Origin of the sequence: Exiguobacterium sp. s28, assembly GCF_018618135.1 — a bacterium.
Lineage (GTDB): Bacteria > Bacillota > Bacilli > Exiguobacteriales > Exiguobacteriaceae > Exiguobacterium > Exiguobacterium mexicanum_A.
This window is the reverse complement of the sequence record NZ_JACSLL010000004.1, coordinates 164,859-185,224: the sequence shown is the minus strand read 5'-3', so window position 1 is coordinate 185,224 and position 20,366 is coordinate 164,859. Positions and strand designations below refer to the sequence as shown.

Sequence of the window (20,366 nt, the reverse complement as noted above, 5' to 3'; positions counted from 1 at the left end):
ACCGGTCAAGTGACCGATCGCCCATCCTGCATCATTTGATTAGATGAAGAGGTTCAAGTTGCCGCCTTCAGCCGCCCCGAGGTATGCTGCCACACCACCGAGATCGATGCCGTCGATCAACTCTTCTTCTTTGATTCCCATGACGTCCATCGACATCGTACAAGCGACCATTTTGACGCCTGCTTCTTGAGCCGATTTGATCATTTCGTCAAGTGATGGCACATTTTTGTCGCTCATCACTTTTTTCATCATCTTTTGACCAACTCCACCGAAGTTCATGTTCGAGAGTGGAAGTTCACCCGCATGCGATGGCATCATCATGCCGAACATCTTCTCGAGACCTTGTTTCTTCACTTCCGGTGCATCTGGCTTACGGATGACGTTGAGTCCCCAGAATGTGAAGAACATCGTCACGTCTTTGCCCATCGCCGCCGCACCTTGGGCGATGATGAACGAAGCGAGCGCGCGGTCGAGATCTCCGCTGAAGACGACCATCGATGCGCCGTCTGTCGCTGGTGCCCCTGCTTGTACAGCCGCAGGACCATTACCTTTTTGAAGAATTGCTTCCACGCGACCGTTCACGAACTGTTTCGAGACGAGCTTGTTGCCGGTTTTCTTCGCCCATGCTTCGATGTCTGCAAAGAAACCAGGGTCACTCGCGAGGACACGAAGCGTCTCGCCTTCGCCGAGCTCGGCTACTTTTTTATTTACCTCTAAAATTGGTCCCGGGCATTGCAGACCGCACGTATCTAAGAAAATCGGTTCCCCGACTGGTTCATTCGTCATTGCTGGTGGTGCCTCCTCCGTTACTGTTGCGGCAGTCTCACTCTCTGCCTTCGTGCCTGCCTCAATGGCATCAAAATCACGTTTTACTTGTGACCATGTTTTGTAGCCACCGCTCAAGTTTTTCACCTTGAAGCCGTTTTGACGCAAGATACGGGATGCGAGATATCCGCGAAGCCCGACTTGGCACGTCACATAAATCGTTTCGTCTTTGCTGTAGTTGTCCAAATGATCGCGTAGCGAGTTGAGCGGAACGTTGATTGAACCAGGAATTTTGCCAAGTTCATGTTCTGACTCGTCACGGACGTCGAGCAATGTCGCGCCGTTTTGGACCAACTCGTCAATCTCGTTCCAGTGCACGACTTCGTTATCGCCGAGAACGACGTTCGACGCGACGTAACCGATCATGTTGACTGGGTCTTTCGCTGAGCTGAACGGTGGTGCGTAGCTGAGTTCAAGGTCTGGAAGGTCAAGGACCGTCAAGCCACCTTTCATCGCTGTCGCAATCACATCGATTCGTTTATCGACGCCGTTCATCCCTACGCCTTGCGCGCCGTAGATTTCACCTGTCGTCGGATGGAACAAGAGTTTGAGTGATACTGGTGTCGATCCTGGGTAATAACCCGCATGTGAACCCGGGTGCACGTGGACGGCTTCGAACTCTTTACCGGCCGCTGTCAAACGCTTCTCGTTCCAACCTGTCGAAGCAACTGTCATATCGAATACTTTGGCGATCCCAGTCCCCATCGTTCCGTTGTATTTAACGTCACGACCGTTGATGATATCGGCGACAAGACGACCTTGACGGTTGGCCGGCCATGCAAGCGGAACGACCGTCGGCTCTTGGAAGACATAGTCGAGTACTTCAACAGCATCTCCGATCGCGTAAATGTCCGGATCTGACGTGAGCATCTTCTCGTTGACGCGGATGGCGCCGCGGATGCCTGTTTCAAGTCCTGCTTCCGTTGCGATTGACGATTCTGGCACGACGCCGATTGACAAGACGACCATATCGGTATCGATGACGCGACCGCTCTTCAAGTGGACACGTTTCCCTTTCTCAGAGAACGAATCGACACCGTCAGAAAGCTGAAGGTCGACGCCATGGAGACGCATGTGTTCGTGAACAGGTGATACCATCTCACGATCGAGCGGTGTCATAACTTGGTCGGCCATCTCGACGAGCGTGACCTCGACGCCGCGCTCACGTAAGTTTTCAGCCATTTCGATCCCGATGAAACCGCCACCGATGACTGTCGCGTGTTTCGGCGCTTTGTCGTCAACGTAGCTGCGGATTTTATCCGTATCCGGAATGTTGCGGAGCGTGAAGATGTCTTCTGCTTCTTCAATTCCAGGGATGTTCGGACGAATTGGTTTCGCTCCTGGTGACAAGACGAGTACATCGTACGACTCATCGTATGTTTCGCCCGTCTTAACGTTTTTCACCGATACCGTCTTCTCGGCACGGTTGATTTTTGTCACTTCCGTCAAGTTGCGGATGTCGAGTTGGAAACGTTTATTCATGCCCTCGACCGTTTGGACGAGCAATTTTTGACGATCTTGAATCACGTCACCAATGTAATATGGAAGACCACAGTTCGCGAACGAAATGTATTCGCCCCGGTCGAACATGACGATTTGGTTCTCTTCGTTTAAGCGACGAAGGCGTGCGGCTGCTGAAGCGCCACCGGCGACTCCACCGACGATTACGATTTTTTTACTCATTGCTCATTTCCTCCTTTGACGACTTCACCAGGCCAGCTCATCAAGCCATCTTCTATATTGATCACTTTATAACCTTTCGCTTCCATTTGCCAAGTTGCTTGCGTGCTGCGAGCACCTGAACGGCAGAGAACGATGTATTCTTCTTCAGGGTCGAGTGTCTCGATCCATTCCGAAATTTCAGATAGCGGATAATTGCTCGCGCCAGCAATGTGCGCTTCTTGGAACTCGTCACGTTCACGAACGTCGACGATGTTCACTGGTACTTCAAAATCCATTTGACGTTTTAAAGCAGATGCTTTCATGTTCATTTACCCATCCTTTTAATCTATGATGTTTCACTTATTTATTCGTCATCTTGGTAGCGGGCGTCCGACGAAAGTTTGTGATTCGTTGAACATATCGCTTCCACGTCATAAATATACCCCCTATGGTATTTGATTGCAAGGGATTTGTTTGACGAAATGGTAAACTTTCAAAAAATCTTTATCTCAAACGTTGTGGCTCGACACATACTCCCCCACGTATTAAGATGAGACTACACAATAAATAGTTGGGTTACTGAACGATTTGAATATAGAGGTGAATCTAATGGAACAGTATCAATACGATGCGAAAGTATTGAACCGGATGAAACGAGTCGAAGGACAAATCCGGGCCATCATCCGTATGATGGAAGAAGGGAAAGAGTGCCGCGACGTCGTGACGCAGTTGAGCGCGGCTCGTTCGGCACTCGACCGTGCTTCGACCATCATCGTCGCGAAGAACTTGGAGCAGTGCATCATCACCGCCCAAGAAGATGGCGAAGATACGTCAGAAACCGTCGAAGAAGCCATCAAAATGTTGATGAAACGCTAGTTCCCCTTGCTTTCCCTCCGCAAATGGGAGAAAGTTAGAGTAACGACTTTTAAGGGGGACTTGTTTGTGAACTTCGAAGAAAAAGTAGAATCATTTAAAGCGCTCGTCGCTGAACGCAATATGACGTTCAAAGAGAGCGAGACTGAAACGCACGTCACATTCTTGACGCGTGAAACGACTAAATCCGGGGCTCAGCCCGTTATGATTATCGCCTTCAATAAAAAGACGACGGATGCGGAACTTTATGCCGCGACAGTCACACACGTGCCGGACTACGTGGAAGACCTACCGATTCTTAACGCCTTGAACGAGTTCAACCAAGAGTTCAAATACTTCCGTTGCGTACTCGATAGCGACCGTGATGTCACGCTCGCCTCGACGCTCGACCTCGACCTCGGCTTCTCGCCAGAGATCATCTTGCAACATTCATTCATGATGTTCCAAGCGGCCGATGAAGTGAACGAGTACATGCAGAAGTTGTATACGCAAGTCCAATAACAAACAGCCGCCCCGGACGAATCCAGGGCGGCTGTTTTTGAATCATTCTTTCGATTGTACTCGTATAAGGAGCAAAAGGAGGAATTGCTGATGATGACACGTTACACCCGTTACCTCGAAGCACTCGAAGGAATCAGGGGAGCGACAAAGTGGTTCACCGATGATTTCCGACGTTTGATGGCCATCAACTATGCCATGCACGATACCCCGTTCGATTCGGGACGGTTCGAACACGCTCAAGCGGTTCTGAAACAGAAGACCGGCATGTTCTCGAAATTTCGCGGCAGTAATAATTTTGTCTGGCTGTCGTTTCTCGATGCCAAGTACGAAGACATCGAACCGGCCATCGACGAGGCACTCCGGCTCGATACGTTACTCGACCGGAAGCACTTCCGTTTCAGTATGTTGCGGCCCTTTATCGCGAGCCAACTGATCAACGTCGATGAGCCCGAGCGCCGGCTCGATGAGGCAAGCACACTCTATCAAACGTTCAAACGAAACCATCCTTGGCTGACGAGCGAAGAAGATCTCTTGTCTGCCCTCGTCCTCGTTCAAGCGTTCGATGACCATGTTGCGCTAAATGAACGAATCGAGACGTATTACGAAGCGTTGAAAGCCGAGTTGCCCCGCTCAAACGAGCTCCAACTCGTCTCCCATCTACTTGCTTTTAGCGACTTGCCTTCAGACGAGGTCATCAACCGCCTGCTCGAGTGGCGCACGCGGCTCCAAGGACAAACAATCGCTGTCAAAAACGAGCATCTGCCAGCGCTCGCCCTCTTGGCCATCGTCGCGGCTCCGAACGACAACGACGAGCGCGACCTGATCGAAATCACGAACGCCGAGAAGGAAAAGCATCGCTGGTTCCACACCCACGCGTTGACGGTCGCCCTGCAACTCGTCGCGGCAAACAACATCAAGGAAGACGCGAGCGATTTACTGTTACACGGGACGTTCGCCCACCTGCTCGCCATGCAACAGGCAGCAACGGCCGCGACGACTGTCGCCATCATCTCTAGCAGCGCTTCAAGCGATTAAAAAAAGAAGGGTCGCCCCTTCTTAAGAAAATAAATACCAGCTGAGACAACCGAGCACGAACACCGAGTTGGCGATTTCGACGATCCCGATCTTCATGATGGGGATCTTTTTGCCGTAGAACGCGACCGCCCGGACGAGACTTGGCGCGTAAGCGAGTGCCAAAACCGGATAGCCGAACGCGATGAAGATGGCGACAAGCAAGGAGTGATACCCCCATGATACGTTTCGATAGAATAGACTTTTTTTCTCTCGAATCATCGTCTTGACGAAAAAGATACTTCCGAGGAAATATAAGTACGGCAAGACGAACATCCACATCATTGTCTCGTCCAAGACCCGTGCCCCGAGATAATAACTCGCCATCCCGCCGATACAAAATGAAGTGACGGCGCTGACGTCGTTCCAGACGTTGCGCTCGTCTTTGATTTTGGCGAAATAGGCGTTGACGAGTCCGAACGGGATCATGGCGAGGACGAACCAGACGAGACGCCACTCGGACAGAAACACCGGGACGGCGGCGACGGTGGCAATCGTCAAATACGCCACGACCGTACGCAACAGTTCCTTAGACTTCTTCCGTTGCTTGATGTATTGGAACAAGAAAAACGTGCCCATATAAACGAATAACCAAGCGATCGCGAACGGGATGTGCGCGAGCGTCCACCCTCCGACGATACCGCCGAGTAAGAACGGTAAGATCAGCATCGACCAGGCGCCGTGCTGTTTTGGAATCATCCATGTCATGTGACTCCCTCCTTCTATGTTTAGTGTAGAAGAAAGATGACTGTAAAACTGTGATAAATTTTACAAAACAAAAAACGATCTCACGCGAGATCGTTTTTTGTTTTTAGTTTGGTCACACTTGGCACGGCTACTTCGACCACATCGTCCGTCAACATTTTCGTGACGACACGACCTGCGATCGAGACCGCGAGAAGCGTGTAAAGCGCGTTCGACAATGGCAAATAGATGAGCGAGATCGCCAAAACGATGACATCAAATATGATGAGAATCGTCCCGACCGATACGCCGGTCCATTTCGATAGGCCGAGGGCGAATAAATCGTCGCCTCCGGTCGCCCCGCCTGACTTCAAGACAAGACCGAGACCGTAACCGGTCACAATCCCGCTCGCGATGGCGGCAAACAACGTTGCCGGCCAGACTTGAATGTCGAATGTGAGTAAATCCAATCGGTCCCACATCGCATAACTGAGCGATAACGACGCGGCGGCAAGCACGGCTTGTCCGACGAAGCGCCAGCCTTTCCACCAAAGGGCGATTAAAAAGAAGGGGATATCGAGCAAGATCATCGAGATCGCTGGATCGATATCAAATAAATAGCGGCCGAGCAATGCTAGCCCGACGAAGCCCCCTTCTGCCAAACCAAACTGTTCATTCAAATAATAATAACCGAACGCCATGATTAGCGTTCCGAGCACTATGGTAGCAACTCGTTTCATTCCGATTGTCCTCCCCGTTTTCAACGGAGAGGAGGATCCTCAGTCGTAGCCGCGGTTCCATCTGTTCCATCTCCGATCTTCCGTTTGTTGATTTTTACATTGATGTCGCTTGTAAAAACTCAACGCTAGAAGTCCGGCAATTGAAACAGAGGCCATGTCCTCTCGGTATCCATAAAGACCTTCCTTTCCCAAATTGCGCGTAATCATGAAACTATTTTAACACATTTTCACGACTATTTCATTAAATGTATATTTAGTGTAGATTACGTTTCGGTAAATCTTTCTTCCCGAACCACCACCAGTTCCAGTCCCCGAACATTTTCATCAAAGATGGTACGAGCAAGATGCGTATGATTGTCGCATCGATGAAGATGGCGAGCGCGATCCCGACCCCGAGCTGTTTGATCGGGCTGACGCCGGTGAAGGCGAACGCCCCCGTGACGACGATCATGATGACCGCGGCCGACGTGATGATTTTACTCGTCTTGGCGAGTCCCATCTCCGTCGCGTAATCGTTATCCCCGGTCTCCCGATAATATTCCTCAATCCGCGAGACGAGGAACACCTCGTAGTCCATCGATAGGCCGAACACAAGTGAGAAGATAAACACCGGGGTCAATATACTGATCGTCTCGGCGTCATACACGTAACCCGATTCGAAGATGATGACGAGCAGCCCGAACGTCGCCCCGAGACCGAGCACGTTCATGATGATCGCTTTGATTGGGATCAAGACGGAACGGAACGCCCACATGAGGATGAACATCGTCGCCAAGATCACGGTCACGACCGCATATGGGATGCTGTCATAAATCTCTTCATAAATTTCTTCGTTGAACGCGGCTGGTCCCCCGACGTCAAAACCGTTCTCGCGCCAATCTCGGACGAACGCCTGCGCGTCTTTATCACTTGGCGGGACGTCAAAGCTGACGTTGACGAGGGCAAGGTCTGTATTTCCTTCAAGCGTGACGAGACGTTCGAACGCCTCAAGTTGCTCTGGTGCCGCTTCAGCGAGTTGTTGGAATTCGGCTGGTTCGAGACCGGATGCCGTCAAGAACGTCGTGACGTTGTCGACAATCGGATCCTCGGATAGCTCATCAGTGAGTCCGGTCAATTCATCGAGAATCATCGAATCGGTCAAGTCATTCGTCTCAAACAAGAGCACCGCATCGGTCGACGTCTCTCCGAACACGTCGTCCCACCGCTCAAGGGCGGCCCGTGACTCGTACGAGGTCGGGAGCGCATCGGCGTCCGGGATGTTCAGTTCGAGGTCACGGACGAACCAGAGGCTTGGCAATAGCAGCAAGAGCGCGACGAGCGTCATCGTGACGGGACGTCTCATGACGAAGCGGGCCAACTTCTGCCACCGCACTTCAGAACGTGTCTCATTCGTCTTGACGAGCCGTCCTTTATTGATCGTGTCTCCGACGATGTACAGGGCAGACGGCAACAACGTGAGCGCGGACAAGACCGCACCGGCGACGGCAATCAACGCACCGAGGGCAATCGCTTGGAACACATCGACTTGGATGAACAACAACCCAGCCAGTCCGACGAAGACGCAAAGTCCTGAGAATAGTATCGATCGTCCAGCCGTCGCGACCGTTCGGACGATGGCCGCCTCACGTGACTTCCCTTTCGCGAGCTCTTCCCGGTACCGGTTAACGAGCAATAAGGAGAAATCAATGCCGAGCGCGATGGCAATCATCGCGACCGCATTCAACACGAAAATAGACAGTTCCATCGTTTGGGCAAAGAAGAATAGCGAACCCGCTGCCACGATGAACGTGATTAAACCGACGAATAATGGCATAAATGCGGCGAGCGGCGTCCCGAAGACGAGCAAGAGCACGAGCAGCGCGACCGGGATCCCAATCAACTCGGCCCGAATCAAGTCATTCTTTGACGCCTCATTCAAGTCATCCGCGAACACCGGCTCTCCGGTCAATCGCACGTCTGTGTCCGTATCGCGAACCAAGGCGCTGCGGACGTCTTCAATCGACGCCTCGGCCGTATCGTAGTCCTCGAACTCGAGCAATAAATAGGCGACGTCCCCATCGCGTGCCTCCGGATTCTCGGCTGGCGTGATCACGCCATCGACCCCATCGACTTCAGCGAGTCGATCGCGTTGCTGTTCAATCACCGTTTCTAAATCCCCGCCTTCAAGCAAGACGATCATCGAGGCACCGGCCCGGTCGAACCGGTCGTTCAACGTATCTTCCACTTGGGCGAAACGCCCGTCTTGGATTGCGAACCCGTTGCCGCGCAGTTCACCTGGCAACTGCAATCCGAAATATACCGATACCGCGAGCAACACCGTCCAAATCAACACGACAGCGTAGCGCCATCGGACTAACGCTTGTCCTAATCGTTCCATCCCTGTCCACTCCTCTCCATCTAAGAAGACTGTTCCCGTTTTTTTCGGGATTCACCAAGTCTTCTTAAAAAAATCCTGAACCATGGTCTGGTCCAGGAGCGTCAACGCTCGAACACTTGAAGCCAACTATGGCAAAAGCGACGTGGCGTTGACAAGACGACAAGTCGGTCGCCCGGTTCGTCCAATAAGACGACTTTCAGTAATTCAGTTTCAGCACACACTTCAGACGAGAACACTTCGCGATCGCGTTCAAACAGTTGGAACGACGTCATCGATGTGATCGCGGTCGTCTCGCCGATTTGATCGACGATGGCCAGATCGCGGTCACCTCCGTATGGAATCATCCAAGACGCGCTCGACGCAACATTCTCGACCACGAACTGTTGATTCGGTTCGTCGTACAGCGTCACGAGGCCCGGTGCCGTGAATCGTTCGAAATCATAGGTCGGCTGATAGGCAAGTTCGATGATACTCCCGAACTCGGGGACCTCTTCGTAGCGGCTATACCGGAACGTGTGGTCGTTCAAGTTCAAAGCGACAATGTCTGATTCGGCCGAGTAAAGAAACAGGTCGTCTCCTGACCAGTGGTGCAGGTTACTGAACCAATCGTCATGAAACGTCCGTGGGATCGGATGACGTTCCATCGTCCCGTTTGTTAAATCCATGACTCCGTATGTCTGTAAATCCCGAAACAGCGCGACGGCTCGTCTACCATGAGGCTCAATATATAGTGCGCACGGTGCCCATTTCCACTCGAGTTCCCATCGGATTTGGAACGTCTCGTCAAAAAACAGAAAACCGGTTTGCGCCAAATACAACATCCATCCTCCACCAACGCGCTCCAACCATTCAACCGTTTGATGAAATTGATAGTCAGCTACTTGTTTGTACATTTGATCACTTCCTAGTTTCAGCTTAGCAACGCCCCACGCATTTTTCGATTTTGAATGTGTTCACAGAACACATTCTCCATGCACCTGATTTTCCTGTATACTGGCATTAGCATACCCTGAATGTGAAAGGAGGAACCTCAATGCGCCCACTTCAACTCTCTCCCGAGACGGCGGTCGAGCTTGCTAAAAAGCTGAACGTTCCGCTCGAGGAGCTCATGCATATGCCAAAACACATCATCGTGAAGAAGATGATGGAACTGGAGGCAGCCAAAACTGAAACGAACGAGGAAAAGGAGACGGAATGACGTCTCCTTTTTTGGTTACTGCTGTTTGTTCTTGCGTTTTTTCGCGACGTACCAGAGACCAAGGATCGCAAGGGCAGCGCCGCCGGCGACCGCATATTTGCTGTAATCCGGGCGGCGTTCCGTCACGACGAGCGTCGAGAGCGGTGCCACAGTGACGTGTCGTTCTTCAAGGAGGCGCGGCGCTGTCAAATTGACGGTATGGTCTTCAACGTGGACCTCGAACTTACCGGCCGGCAGCTTCACCTCGACCGCTTCCTCGAGCCCGTTATGGTAGACGAGGTGACGTTCGACATACCCTTCGACGTGGCGACTCAGTTCAAAGGCGATCACCCCTTCTTCTTCATCGAAGAAGCGCAAATGTTTGCGAATCTGCTCCGTGTTCTCGAGACGGAACAACGGATATTGTTTCCGCAGACTGATCAATCCCTTCACGTATTCGACGCTCGGCGTCTCCTGCTCGGCCCGTGTCCAGTCCAAACGGTTGACGACCTCACCTGAGTTGAAGCTGTTCTCGTCCCCATCTTTTGTTCGGAAGAACTCTTGACCGCTATGCAAGAATGGGATGCCTTGACCGAGCATGACGATCGTTGTCGCGAGGCGATGCCGGCGACGACGTGTCGTCTCGTCATCGTCCGGGTTCGTGACGGCGAGCTTGTCCCAAAGCGTCAAGTTGTCATGACACTCAACGTAGTTCACGACTTGGTTCGGTTCATCGGCAAAACTCTGACTTGTCACCGCGCCGGCAATGCCGCGCTTGACGTCCGCCGTCATATCCGCGTTGCCGCTGATCCAGCCTGGCAAGTCCTCGATGAACACGTCCCCACGGACGCCGTCGCGAATCGCGTCGTTGAACTGGGCGATACGTGGCATCTTATGGGCGTTATGCTGGTTCGCTTTCTTGCGGACCGAGAGCGGCGTGTCGAGATCCCAACCTTCTCCGGTGACGAGAATCGATGGGTCGATGCGATCGAGTGCTTTCCGGACTTGGTTCATCGTCTTGACGTCATGGAGCCCCATCAAATCGAAGCGGAAGCCATCGATCATGAACTCTTTCGCCCAGTATGAGACACATTCGACGATCAACTTCCGCATCATCGCGCGCTCTGAAGCCGTATCGTTCCCACACGCCGAACCATCGGCGAGCGTTCCATCCTCGTTCAAGCGGTAATAGTAATCGGGCACAAACTGACCGAGCGGTGTCGTCAACGCATCATACGTATGGTTGAACACGACGTCCATGATGACACGAATCCCACGGTCGTGCAGTGCCTGGATCATCGCCTTCAACTCGATGATGCGAGCAGCCGGATCATCGGCAGACGAGGCGTACGAACCTTCGACGGCGAAATAATGGACCGGGTCATAGCCCCAGTTATAATTCGCCTCGCTCTCACGCGACTCGTTCACCGAACCGTAATCGAAGAACGGCATGAGTTGGAGGTGCGTGACGCCGAGCGCGGTGATATAGTCGAGCGCGGTCGGATAGCCGTTCGGCGTTTTCGTGCCGACCTCGGTCATCCCAAGGAATTTGCCACGATGCATGACACCGCTGTCGGGATGGCTCGTCAAATCACGGACGTGCGCTTCATAAATGACCGCCTCTTGTGAAGAGTGGAAGAGCGGACGTTCTTTGACCCAATGGTCCGGGTTGAGCGCTGACGGGTCGAGCAGACACCCGCGCTTCCCATTGACACCGACGACTTTCGCATACGGATCGAGCGACTCGACACGTTTGCCTTCGACGGTAGCTTCAAACACGTAAAAATATCCTTCGAATGAAGCGCGGTCGAGTTCAAGGACCCACGTCCCTTTCTCGGCCCGTTCGAGCTCAATCCGTTCGAACTTTCGTGCCCGCGGCGTCCGGTATAGTTTTACGGTCATCTCTTCGGCGACTGGCGACCAGACCCGCAACCGGATGATATCACCTTTAAACGTCACCCCGAGGTCTTTGCCGTGATACGCCATATGGTCTAAATCTACATTTGTCTGTTGATCGATAGTATGTTCCATCTCTTTCACTCCTTCACTACTTCAAATCTGCTATCATTATAACAAAACCCTTGTAAAGGATGGATGAAACATGGCAAAAGACAATTCTTTTGATATTGTGTCAGAAATGAACCTGGAAGAAGTGAAGAACGCGATCCAAATCGCCGAGAAAGAAATTTTAAACCGTTACGACTTTAAAGGATCGAAGAGTGAGATGTCACTCGACAACGGCGACCTCGTCCTCGTATCGGATGACGACTACAAGCTCGAGCAATTGAAGGACGTCATGATCTCGAAATTGATCAAGCGCGGCGTGCCGACGAAAAACCTCGACTACCAAAAAATCGAGAGCGCCCTCGGTGGCACCGTCCGTCAGCGCGTCAAGTTGAAGAGCGGCATCGATAAAGACGATGCGAAAAAAATCAACAACGCCATTAAAGAATCAAAATTGAAAGTGAAGTCGCAAATCCAAGACGATCAAATCCGTGTGACGGCCAAGTCACGCGATGACCTCCAAGCCGTCATGCAGCTCGTCCGTGAGCTCGAATTGTCTGTCGATGCCCAATTTACGAACTACCGATGAAGCTCGCCATCATCAGTGACCCGCACGGTTCGTTTGATGATTTGAAGGCCGTCCTCGAGTCGGTCCGGCGTGAGACGGAGCATATCCTCTGCCTCGGCGATTTATATGAATGCCACATTGGTAAAAAGCGACGGAACGAACGGTTCCACGAAGTGTCCGACGTCGTGACGTACGATCCGGATTACGAGGCGCTGCTCACGTTCCCGAGCCTGCGTGGCAATCAAGAAGAACGGATTGACGAGGTGCTCGTCGTGTCGCATCCAGTTAAGACGCGGATTTCATTATTACCGGAACAGACGACGCTCGATGAGGCGTTGTTCTTGCATGGCCATCAAGTGAACTGGAGTCCGGACTGGGAACCGATTGTCGAGAAAGGCAAGTATCCGCTCGTCTTTATCGGCCACAGCCATATCCCGGGGATTTACCGGAAAGGCCGTTCGATTCCCTGGGAAATCGGGAAACCGTTCACATTGAAGAAAAAACGGTACGTCATCAACGTCGGCGCTGTCATCTTCGACCGGGAATGGTGTTTGTACGATACAAAAACCCGGACAGTCACACGAATGAAGGCATAGGAAAAGGGACCCCCTCAAAAGGGTCCCTTATTTGTGCTTACATTTCTTCTGGAGCTTGAACACCGATCAGACGGAGTCCTTCTGTCAATACGATCGTCACCGCTTTGACGAGGGCGAGACGCGACTGTTTACCAGCATCTTCTTCGAGTACACGGACATGGCCGTAATACTTGTTGAACGATTGCGCCAAGTCGAGGACGTAACGGCTGATGATCGACGGTTCACGGCGCTCATGGGCACGTGTGATCACGTGTGGGAACGCGTTGAGCATCGTCACGACGCCCCACGTGTGGTCGTCATCCGCACCCGTGAATGTCGAGCCGTCGTAGTTGCCTTTACGGAGGAGCGAGTTCGCACGCGCGTTCGTGTACTGCACGTACGGGCCTGTCTCGCCTTCAAACTTGAGCATGCTGTCGAGGTCGAACTCGATGTTGTTGATGCGCTCGTTCTTCAAGTCGTGGAAGATGACCGCGCCGACACCGACCATCCGTGCCACGTCGTCCGCGTTCGCAAGTTCTGGGTTCTTCTGGGCGATGTTGCCTTGAGCTTTCTCGATGGCTTCTTTCAGCACTTCCTCGAGCAAGACGATGCGACCTTTTCGTGTCGACATCTTTTTCCCTTCTTGCAAAATCAAACCGAACGGCACGTGGTGCATGCCATCGACGAAGTCGTAGCCGAGTTTACGGAGGACCGAGAACAACTGCTTGAAGTGAAGCGCCTGTTCGCCGCCGACGACGTAGTTCGCTTGGACGAAGTTATACGTCTCATGACGATAAACGGCCGCTGCCAAGTCACGTGTCGCGTAAAGCGTCGCGCCATCTTTCTTTTTAATCAAGCATGGCGGCAAGTTCTCGTCTTCGAGTGAGACGACCATCGCCCCTTCACTTTCGACGAGAAGGTTCTTCTCTTCGAGCATGGCGACGATGCGGTCCATCTTGTCGTTGTAGAACGCCTCCCCGTGGAAGCTGTCAAACTCGACGCCGAGCAAGTCGTATACTTTTTGGAACTCTTTGAGCGACTCGTCACGGAACCATGTCCATAGCTCAGTCGCTTCTTCGTTGCCGTCTTCAAGTTTCTTGAACCAAGCACGGCCTTCGTCCTCAAGTTCCGGTTGCGTCTTCGCCTCTTCATGGAAGTGAACGTAAAGCTTCAACAATTCGGCAATCGGATGCTCACGTACCGCTTCCTCGTTGCCCCATTTTTTATAGGCGACCATCAGTTTTCCAAACTGTGTCCCCCAGTCCCCAAGGTGGTTGACCCCAACGACGTCGTAGCCGTTTTTACGGGCGATCTGGTTAATGGCGTTCCCGATTACCGTTGAACGGAGGTGTCCCATCGAGAACGGTTTGGCGATGTTCGGTGACGAGAAGTCGGTCACGATTGTCTCGTTGCGTGTCGCATGCGTCGCATAGTCCGCTTTTTCGTCGAGCACCATGTTGATGATTTCTTGTGACACGACGTCACGGCTCAAGAAGACGTTCACGTATGGTCCAGCCGCCTCGACTTTTGTGAACAATTCATCGTTCAAATCGTTCGCGATATCAGTCGCGATCATGACCGGCGCTTTCCGGTAGGCTTTCGCGAGTTGGAAGCAAGGGAAAGCAAGGTCCCCGTGTGCCTCATGTTTTGGTTTTTCAATTAGAGCTTCAATTTGGTCAAGCGTCAACTCGTCCCCGATGACACGGGACAAGGCTTCCGCATATTTGCGTTCATAACTCATTACAATTCCTCCTTATAAAATTTTCATAAAAAAAACGCCCTTTGCACAGATGCAAAGAGACGGGATGGCCCGCGGTACCACTCTTCTTGCCTGCTTGACGCAGACCGCTTTATCGGTGATAACGGGGGTCCCCCGGCTACGCCTACTAAGTTTCGGGCAGCATCTCAAAAGTGCGTTTCGCGATGTTTGTCAGCCTAGGCTCTCACCAATCCCTAGGTCGCTTTGTTGACGGAACGATCGTTACTCTCTTTTTCATCGACTTTCGTCTATGTGGTTGAAAAGCAATTTCATTATAGAGGATATTTCATATAGACTCAATGCTAGAATTCCGCCATTATGATGAATAGGCAGGACTCGGGCATGATTGTGCCGAATCTCCTACCATACATATCGAATTTTCCCACATAGGAGGGAACCATGAACCATTTTCGCAAGATGTCCGTCCTTGGTTGGAGCATATGGAGTGTTTTACTCATATCGACGATCACCTTGTTCGCCACAGACGTATTGAACATACCCGCCATCGAGCCGTTGCCGTTCATCTTGATCGCGCTCCTTGTCATCATTTTTCAAATGGACTCCATCGAACGGAAAGGCGTCTACTTCACGTTTTCGGAAAGTATCGTCCTCATCATTTTCTTGTTTTTTGATTTCGAGACGGCGCTTTTCGTCAATCAGATTGGTCTCCTCGTCTTCCAGTTCGTCAACTTGAAACCGCGCATCGCGCTTCGACGCTTCCGCTTCACGTATCCGTGGAACGCCATCACGTCATTTTTAGAGATTGCCATCCCAGCCAGTGTGTACTTGGCCCTCGGCGGTGTGACCGGTCTCGGTTTTTATTCCCAAGATTCGTTTCTGCCGCTTGCCGGCTTGATTGTGGCCATCATCTTGAACACTGTCGTGCAAAAGTATCAAGTCGGTTGGTGGTTCCGTGTCGATATCCCGGTCCGCGACTTTCTAAGCATCGCGTTTTACACGTATATCGTCAGTCTCGTCTTCATTTTGGCGGCCTCGTTGTTCCGGGAGACGAATTTACTCGTCGTCAGCAGTATCGCCGCCGCACTCACCTTTTTTATTAAGCGGCTCATCATCCAGAAAGGTCGGCAAGACGCCTTCAAGTCGTTGATTGAACAATATGATGAGGCAAAAGAAGCCGTGTCGTTGTCACAAAGCGAGGCGCAAGCGATTGAGGTCTTCCTCAGTCAATGTGAACGACTCAACGAGTACGACGAAGGGTTCGTCGAGTTCAAACTGTTCGACCGTACGCTTTACTTTGATTTGAAGACGCGTCAGCCGATTGACCGTCACATCGTGTTCGATTTGCTCGATCACGCTTATCCGAACGAAGCCTCGGTCGAATATGAGATGCGCTTCGAATGGGACGCACCACTGTCGAACGAATTTGACGACGACTATCATAGTTTCATCTCGGTTCGGTCCGAGGAGATCGAAGGGATTCGCACGTGGCTCGTCATGACGGGTGAACACGTCTATGGGTATCCCCCGACCATCCAACGTGAAATCGTCAAACTTCTCAAGTCGTTCAACCGGACGATCAGCCGTTGCCATGAGCGCGACCGTCTTTACACGGAAAGTCGGACCGACAGCTTGACGCTCCTCGCCAATGCACGCGCGTTTTACGAATACGGGATTCAACAAATCTCGGACGGTTCGATGTATCCGATTTCGGTCGCGATGCTCGACATCGACTTTTTCAAAAAAATCAACGATGTGCACGGACATCAAGTCGGGGACAGTGTGCTCCAAGAGTTTGGACGGCGGATTCGCCAGGCACTCCGCACCGAAGATTTTGCCGCCCGTTACGGCGGTGAAGAGTTCATCTTGCTATTGAACCGTTGCGATGTCGAACAGGCAATCGAAATCGCCGAACGAATCCGGCAACAAATCGAGAACAAACCGTTCCACGTCGACGGGATCGATATCCCCGTCACCGCTTCGATCGGTGTCGACACGATTCAGGCGTTCGGTGACAAACGCCTCGACAATACGATTCGTAACGCTGACCGGGCCCTCTACGTCGGCGGGAAGTACGCCGGACGCAACCGCGTCGCCCATTACAATTTCTTAACGACCTGACTCACCCCCACGTTCACCGCGTGGGGGTTTGCTATTGACAAGCGGATTTGAAACAAGTACGTTAGGGAACGTGTCTTATAATTAAATATCACAACTTTTTTATCAAGAGAGACTGAGGGACTGGCCCAGTGACGTCTCGGCAGCGGGTAACCTGTGCCAAATCCAGCGAGCAGTCTGCTCGAAAGATGAAAAAAGTGTTTTCTTGTAGAGAGAGCCTTTTTTCAGAAGGCTCTCTTTTTATTTTATGAATGAGGTGAATCGATTGGAACAACCGACAGCTAACAAATGGGCACTATTGCCTTTGCTCGTCTTCCTCGTCTTCTTTATCGGGGCAGGCATCTACTATAACGACTTTTATAAATTCCCGGTCCTGATCGCGGCGTTGATCGCGGTCATCGTCGCGGCGTTGATGACGAAAGGCAGCGTCACTCAGACGGTCGAGCGTGTCGCCCAAGGTGCGGGGAACCCCGGCATTTTAATCATGGTCTTCATCTTCTTGCTCGCCGGAGCGTTCTCGAGTGTCGCCGAAGCAATCGGCGCAATCGACGCGACCGTCAATGCGGCGCTGACATTTTTACCGTCCTCGCTTCTACTGAGCGGTTTATTCGTCATCGCGGCATTCATCTCGATGGCGATGGGAACGTCGACGGGCACGATTGCCGCCCTCGCCCCGATCGCGCTCGGTATCCACGAAGAAAGTGGCGTCAATATCGCCATCGCGGCGGCTGCCGTCGTCGGTGGTGCCATGTTCGGGGACAACTTGTCGTTCATCTCGGACACGACAATAGCTGCCGTCCGGACCCAGCGTACCAATATGCGTGACAAATTCCGAACCAACTTTTGGATTGTTCTCCCGGCCGCCCTTATCACAATCGTCCTCTTATCGGTGTTATCGAGCGGTGAATCGACCATCGAGCCGGCAGCGTTTGAATGGTATAAGCTGATTCCGTACCTTGCGGTCATCGTGCTCGCCTTGACGGGAATGAACGTCATCCTCGTCTTGCTCGGCGGCATCGCCCTGACCGGCATCATCGGTCTGTTGGACGGCAGTCTAGCCGTCACCACGTACGTCACCGCCATGGCGGACGGCATGATGGGCATGGCCGAGATTTCACTCCTGACATTGCTCATGGGTGGGCTCGTCGGACTCATCTCGCATAACGGCGGACTCACGTACTTGCGTGACGCGCTCACGTCCCGAATTAAAAGACGGGCCGGCGCGGAGTGGAGCATCGCCGGGCTCGTCAGTGCGACAAACGTCGCGACGGCGAACAACACGATTTCGATTCTCGTGGCTGGTCCGCTCGCCGCGAACATCGCCGACGATTATGACATCGAACGTAAAAAGTCAGCGAGTGTACTCGACATCTTCTCGTGTGGCGTCCAAGGCCTGTTGCCTTATGGGGCACAGCTTCTCATTGCGGCCGAACTGACGAACACAGCGTCACCGGCGCTCGTTCCGTATATGTTCTATCCGTTCTTGTTGTTCATTTGCGGAGGATTGGCCATCGCCTTCAACTTCCCGCGTTTCAAAAAACGCGCTTAACGAAAACGACCTTGTGAAGCAGTCGCTTCACAAGGTCGTTTGTCGTTTCGCTTCAAGTTCACGCTTCAGCTGCTCGTTCCGTTTTCTGAAGGCACGCCGTTTAAGCAGTTCTTCAAGTCCACGGCTGATGGCCCATAGGACAATCAGTAATAAGACGAGCATCGATAATCGGAACGGGCTTTGGATAAACTCTTCCCACTGGTCGCCAATGACAGAGAAAATCAAGACGACGAGCAACTTGCCGAACCCGGCCGCCATGATGAACGTACGGAGCGGCATTTGAATGAGCGCGAGTAAGTATGTGATCAAGCTGACCGGAATAAACGGGAGCGAGTACAGAAACCCGAGTGAGACCGGACTCATGTGCTTGATGCGTTCGAGCCAATAGACGCCTTGCTTATGTCTCTCGAGCCACCGCGTCATCGGCTTTCGGAACACGTAGCGAACAGCTACAAACACAAGAATTGTTCCGAGCAAACTCCCGATCCAAGACAGTAACGTCCCAAGCAAAAATCCATATGTCGCTGCGTTCGCCGAGATGATGAGGACGAGTGGGAGAAATGGAAAGATCGCCTCCAGGAACGGTGCCCCGAGTCCTGCCCAAGGTCCGCCCGGAAGTCCTTGTAGCCATTCAATCAAGTTTAAAATATATTGTTGGAGTGATGTCAGCATATCAGTTTCCACCTTCAACTTTCGTTATTCCTTTTTACCCGATTTCGCTCAGGAAGACGCATCCCCCTGCCCACCGCCGTAAAAAAATAAAAAGTATTTGCGAAATTCAGCTGTGATATCTATCATATAATATGGACTTGTGGTTGCAGGCAAGTCCGTTCGTCGAACGACACAACCCAACGTTCGTTTTCCTGCAAAAAACTGAACACAGGGGAGTAACACACATGGAAACAAAACCAATGCGGGTCTTGCTGTACTATAAGTACGTCAATATCGAAGACCCAGAAACGCTCACACAAGAGCACCTCAAGTATTGCAAGGATCTCGGCATCAAAGGACGCATCTTGATTTCTTCCGAAGGAATCAACGGGACGTGCTCTGGGACTTGGGAACAGACCGAGCAATACATGAACGACTTGAAAGCGAACCCGCTATTCAGCGACATCGAGTTCAAAATCGATGAAGTCGAAGAGCATGCGTTCTCGAAAATTTTTGTCCGTCATAAGAAAGAGCTTGTGACGTGGCGCTTTGATGGTGAGTTCGACGTGCCTAAACAGCACGGTGCATACCTCGAACCGGCAGAATGGAAAGAGATGATGAATCGCGACGATGTCGTCATCCTCGACGTTCGTAACAACTACGAGTACGATCTTGGTCACTTTAAAAACGCGATCAAAATCGATGTAGAGGCTTCTCGTTACATGCCAGATTGGCTCGAAGAGAACAAGGACCTCTACGAAGGGAAAACGTTACTCACGTACTGTACCGGAGGCGTCCGTTGCGAGAAATTTACCGCATATATGCGTGACCAAGGTCACGACAACATTTTCCACCTTAAAGGCGGCGTCGCCATGTACGGCAAAGACGAAGCCACGAAAGGCGAGGACTGGGAAGGTGAGCTTTACGTCTTTGACGAGCGCATCAACGTCCCGGTCAACACGGTCAACCCGTCCGTTGTTTCGGAGTGCATGCACTGCGGAACGAAGACGGTCCGCTACGTTAATTGTGCCAACCCGGTGTGTAATGCCCAACACTTCTGTTGTGAAGAGTGTGAACCAAAACAAATGCGTTCATGCTCGAAAGAGTGCCAGGAGCATCCACGCAACCGCTATATCATCGAGAATATCGCGGACAAACTTCAGGAGACTGAAGGCGTCGTCGGGTAACAAAAATCGACCGAGAAGCACTTCGAGCCTACGCTCGAGGTGCTTTTTTGACAGAAACTTTACGTCTAGCCGATGACAGAATCGGGT

The 20,366-nt window shown here is 52.0% G+C and carries 18 protein-coding genes, 1 riboswitch and 1 other annotated feature; of the genes, 9 read left to right on the top strand and 9 right to left on the bottom strand.

What is annotated here, in order from left to right; all coding sequences use genetic code 11:
• Positions 1–39: 39 nt before the first annotated feature.
• Together KNP78_RS06835 and KNP78_RS06830 are read right to left on the bottom strand one after the other, a co-directional pair.
• On the bottom strand, positions 40–2,508 hold the full coding sequence (locus KNP78_RS06835) for a CoA-disulfide reductase (protein ID WP_214823490.1): 2,469 nt from the start codon (positions 2,506–2,508) through the stop codon (positions 40–42).
• Positions 2,505–2,816, bottom strand: coding sequence for a rhodanese-like domain-containing protein (locus KNP78_RS06830; protein ID WP_251128478.1), 312 nt, complete (start codon positions 2,814–2,816; stop codon positions 2,505–2,507). Before KNP78_RS06830 ends, KNP78_RS06835 begins: the two co-directional genes overlap by 4 nt.
• Before the next feature lie 280 nt (positions 2,817–3,096).
• Between KNP78_RS06830 and KNP78_RS06825 the strand changes: the two genes are divergently transcribed.
• From KNP78_RS06825 to KNP78_RS06815, 3 genes are all read left to right on the top strand, one after another.
• Positions 3,097–3,363 carry a metal-sensitive transcriptional regulator gene (locus tag KNP78_RS06825; protein WP_138860044.1) on the top strand — a complete coding sequence of 89 codons (267 nt, stop codon included), beginning with the start codon at positions 3,097–3,099 and terminating at the stop codon, positions 3,361–3,363.
• Positions 3,364–3,429: 66 nt separating this feature from the next.
• Positions 3,430–3,861 (top strand): type III secretion system chaperone family protein, encoded by a 432-nt coding sequence (locus KNP78_RS06820; protein WP_016509669.1) that lies wholly within the window; start codon positions 3,430–3,432, stop codon positions 3,859–3,861.
• 90 nt (positions 3,862–3,951) lie between these two features.
• A complete protein-coding gene (locus KNP78_RS06815; protein WP_251128476.1) occupies positions 3,952–4,896 on the top strand; it encodes a DUF4003 family protein in 945 nt (314 codons plus the stop codon).
• 21 nt (positions 4,897–4,917) lie between these two features.
• Here the strand turns inward: KNP78_RS06815 and KNP78_RS06810 are convergent, their stop codons facing one another.
• From KNP78_RS06810 to KNP78_RS06795, 4 genes are all read right to left on the bottom strand, one after another.
• Positions 4,918–5,640: a YwiC-like family protein gene (locus KNP78_RS06810; RefSeq protein ID WP_214823489.1), complete on the bottom strand. Its 723-nt coding sequence runs from the start codon at positions 5,638–5,640 to the stop codon at positions 4,918–4,920.
• A gap of 80 nt (positions 5,641–5,720) precedes the next feature.
• Positions 5,721–6,356 carry a YitT family protein gene (locus KNP78_RS06805; protein ID WP_128123164.1) on the bottom strand — a complete coding sequence of 212 codons (636 nt, stop codon included), beginning with the start codon at positions 6,354–6,356 and terminating at the stop codon, positions 5,721–5,723.
• A 253-nt stretch (positions 6,357–6,609) separates the two neighbouring features.
• Positions 6,610–8,733: an MMPL family transporter gene (locus KNP78_RS06800; RefSeq protein WP_214823488.1), complete on the bottom strand. Its 2,124-nt coding sequence runs from the start codon at positions 8,731–8,733 to the stop codon at positions 6,610–6,612.
• Between the two features lie 101 nt (positions 8,734–8,834).
• Positions 8,835–9,626 carry a hypothetical protein gene (locus KNP78_RS06795; protein WP_034780841.1) on the bottom strand — a complete coding sequence of 264 codons (792 nt, stop codon included), beginning with the start codon at positions 9,624–9,626 and terminating at the stop codon, positions 8,835–8,837.
• Positions 9,627–9,766: 140 nt separating this feature from the next.
• Between KNP78_RS06795 and KNP78_RS06790 the strand changes: the two genes are divergently transcribed.
• Positions 9,767–9,931 (top strand): YycC family protein, encoded by a 165-nt coding sequence (locus KNP78_RS06790; protein WP_021068148.1) that lies wholly within the window; start codon positions 9,767–9,769, stop codon positions 9,929–9,931.
• Positions 9,932–9,946: 15 nt separating this feature from the next.
• Here the strand turns inward: KNP78_RS06790 and pulA are convergent, their stop codons facing one another.
• Entirely contained in the window at positions 9,947–11,941 is a 1,995-nt protein-coding gene (pulA, locus tag KNP78_RS06785; protein WP_214788359.1) for a type I pullulanase, read from the bottom strand.
• A gap of 70 nt (positions 11,942–12,011) precedes the next feature.
• On the opposite strand from pulA, the gene KNP78_RS06780 reads away from it, so the two are divergent.
• Positions 12,012–12,503 carry a YajQ family cyclic di-GMP-binding protein gene (locus tag KNP78_RS06780; RefSeq protein WP_214823487.1) on the top strand — a complete coding sequence of 164 codons (492 nt, stop codon included), beginning with the start codon at positions 12,012–12,014 and terminating at the stop codon, positions 12,501–12,503.
• The gene (locus KNP78_RS06775) at positions 12,500–13,078 is read left to right on the top strand and encodes a metallophosphoesterase family protein (protein ID WP_034780835.1); all 579 of its coding nucleotides are present in this window, start codon (positions 12,500–12,502) and stop codon (positions 13,076–13,078) included. Before KNP78_RS06780 ends, KNP78_RS06775 begins: the two co-directional genes overlap by 4 nt.
• Before the next feature lie 37 nt (positions 13,079–13,115).
• Here the strand turns inward: KNP78_RS06775 and argS are convergent, their stop codons facing one another.
• The gene (argS, locus tag KNP78_RS06770; RefSeq protein ID WP_034780833.1) at positions 13,116–14,798 is read right to left on the bottom strand and encodes an arginine--tRNA ligase; all 1,683 of its coding nucleotides are present in this window, start codon (positions 14,796–14,798) and stop codon (positions 13,116–13,118) included.
• Positions 14,799–14,850: 52 nt separating this feature from the next.
• Positions 14,851–15,063, bottom strand: a binding site (T-box leader).
• 152 nt (positions 15,064–15,215) lie between these two features.
• On the opposite strand from argS, the gene KNP78_RS06765 reads away from it, so the two are divergent.
• Positions 15,216–16,895: a GGDEF domain-containing protein gene (locus KNP78_RS06765; RefSeq protein ID WP_251128475.1), complete on the top strand. Its 1,680-nt coding sequence runs from the start codon at positions 15,216–15,218 to the stop codon at positions 16,893–16,895.
• Positions 16,896–16,991: 96 nt separating this feature from the next.
• A riboswitch (SAM riboswitch) is annotated at positions 16,992–17,087 on the top strand.
• A gap of 52 nt (positions 17,088–17,139) precedes the next feature.
• A complete protein-coding gene (locus KNP78_RS06760) occupies positions 17,140–18,441 on the top strand; it encodes a Na+/H+ antiporter NhaC family protein (protein ID WP_214823486.1) in 1,302 nt (433 codons plus the stop codon).
• A gap of 27 nt (positions 18,442–18,468) precedes the next feature.
• Here KNP78_RS06760 and KNP78_RS06755 read toward each other — a convergent pair whose 3' ends face one another.
• A complete protein-coding gene (locus KNP78_RS06755) occupies positions 18,469–19,113 on the bottom strand; it encodes a TVP38/TMEM64 family protein (protein WP_214718447.1) in 645 nt (214 codons plus the stop codon).
• Between the two features lie 224 nt (positions 19,114–19,337).
• On the opposite strand from KNP78_RS06755, the gene trhO reads away from it, so the two are divergent.
• Positions 19,338–20,279 carry an oxygen-dependent tRNA uridine(34) hydroxylase TrhO gene (gene trhO, locus KNP78_RS06750; protein WP_034804313.1) on the top strand — a complete coding sequence of 314 codons (942 nt, stop codon included), beginning with the start codon at positions 19,338–19,340 and terminating at the stop codon, positions 20,277–20,279.
• The last annotated feature ends 87 nt before the right edge of the window (positions 20,280–20,366 follow it).

Coding starts and splice junctions, on each gene's coding strand:
- KNP78_RS06805 (WP_128123164.1), bottom strand. CDS start 6,356: ATGAAACGAGTTGCTACCATAGTGCTCGGAACGCTAATCATGGCGTTC.
- KNP78_RS06830 (WP_251128478.1), bottom strand. CDS start 2,816: ATGAACATGAAAGCATCTGCTTTAAAACGTCAAATGGATTTTGAAGTA.
- KNP78_RS06765 (WP_251128475.1), top strand. CDS start 15,216: ATGAACCATTTTCGCAAGATGTCCGTCCTTGGTTGGAGCATATGGAGT.
- KNP78_RS06790 (WP_021068148.1), top strand. CDS start 9,767: ATGCGCCCACTTCAACTCTCTCCCGAGACGGCGGTCGAGCTTGCTAAA.
- KNP78_RS06775 (WP_034780835.1), top strand. CDS start 12,500: ATGAAGCTCGCCATCATCAGTGACCCGCACGGTTCGTTTGATGATTTG.
- KNP78_RS06800 (WP_214823488.1), bottom strand. CDS start 8,733: ATGGAACGATTAGGACAAGCGTTAGTCCGATGGCGCTACGCTGTCGTG.
- pulA (WP_214788359.1), bottom strand. CDS start 11,941: ATGGAACATACTATCGATCAACAGACAAATGTAGATTTAGACCATATG.
- KNP78_RS06815 (WP_251128476.1), top strand. CDS start 3,952: ATGATGACACGTTACACCCGTTACCTCGAAGCACTCGAAGGAATCAGG.
- KNP78_RS06825 (WP_138860044.1), top strand. CDS start 3,097: ATGGAACAGTATCAATACGATGCGAAAGTATTGAACCGGATGAAACGA.
- argS (WP_034780833.1), bottom strand. CDS start 14,798: ATGAGTTATGAACGCAAATATGCGGAAGCCTTGTCCCGTGTCATCGGG.
- KNP78_RS06755 (WP_214718447.1), bottom strand. CDS start 19,113: ATGCTGACATCACTCCAACAATATATTTTAAACTTGATTGAATGGCTA.
- KNP78_RS06835 (WP_214823490.1), bottom strand. CDS start 2,508: ATGAGTAAAAAAATCGTAATCGTCGGTGGAGTCGCCGGTGGCGCTTCA.
- KNP78_RS06760 (WP_214823486.1), top strand. CDS start 17,140: ATGAATGAGGTGAATCGATTGGAACAACCGACAGCTAACAAATGGGCA.
- KNP78_RS06780 (WP_214823487.1), top strand. CDS start 12,012: ATGGCAAAAGACAATTCTTTTGATATTGTGTCAGAAATGAACCTGGAA.
- trhO (WP_034804313.1), top strand. CDS start 19,338: ATGGAAACAAAACCAATGCGGGTCTTGCTGTACTATAAGTACGTCAAT.
- KNP78_RS06810 (WP_214823489.1), bottom strand. CDS start 5,640: ATGACATGGATGATTCCAAAACAGCACGGCGCCTGGTCGATGCTGATC.
- KNP78_RS06795 (WP_034780841.1), bottom strand. CDS start 9,626: ATGTACAAACAAGTAGCTGACTATCAATTTCATCAAACGGTTGAATGG.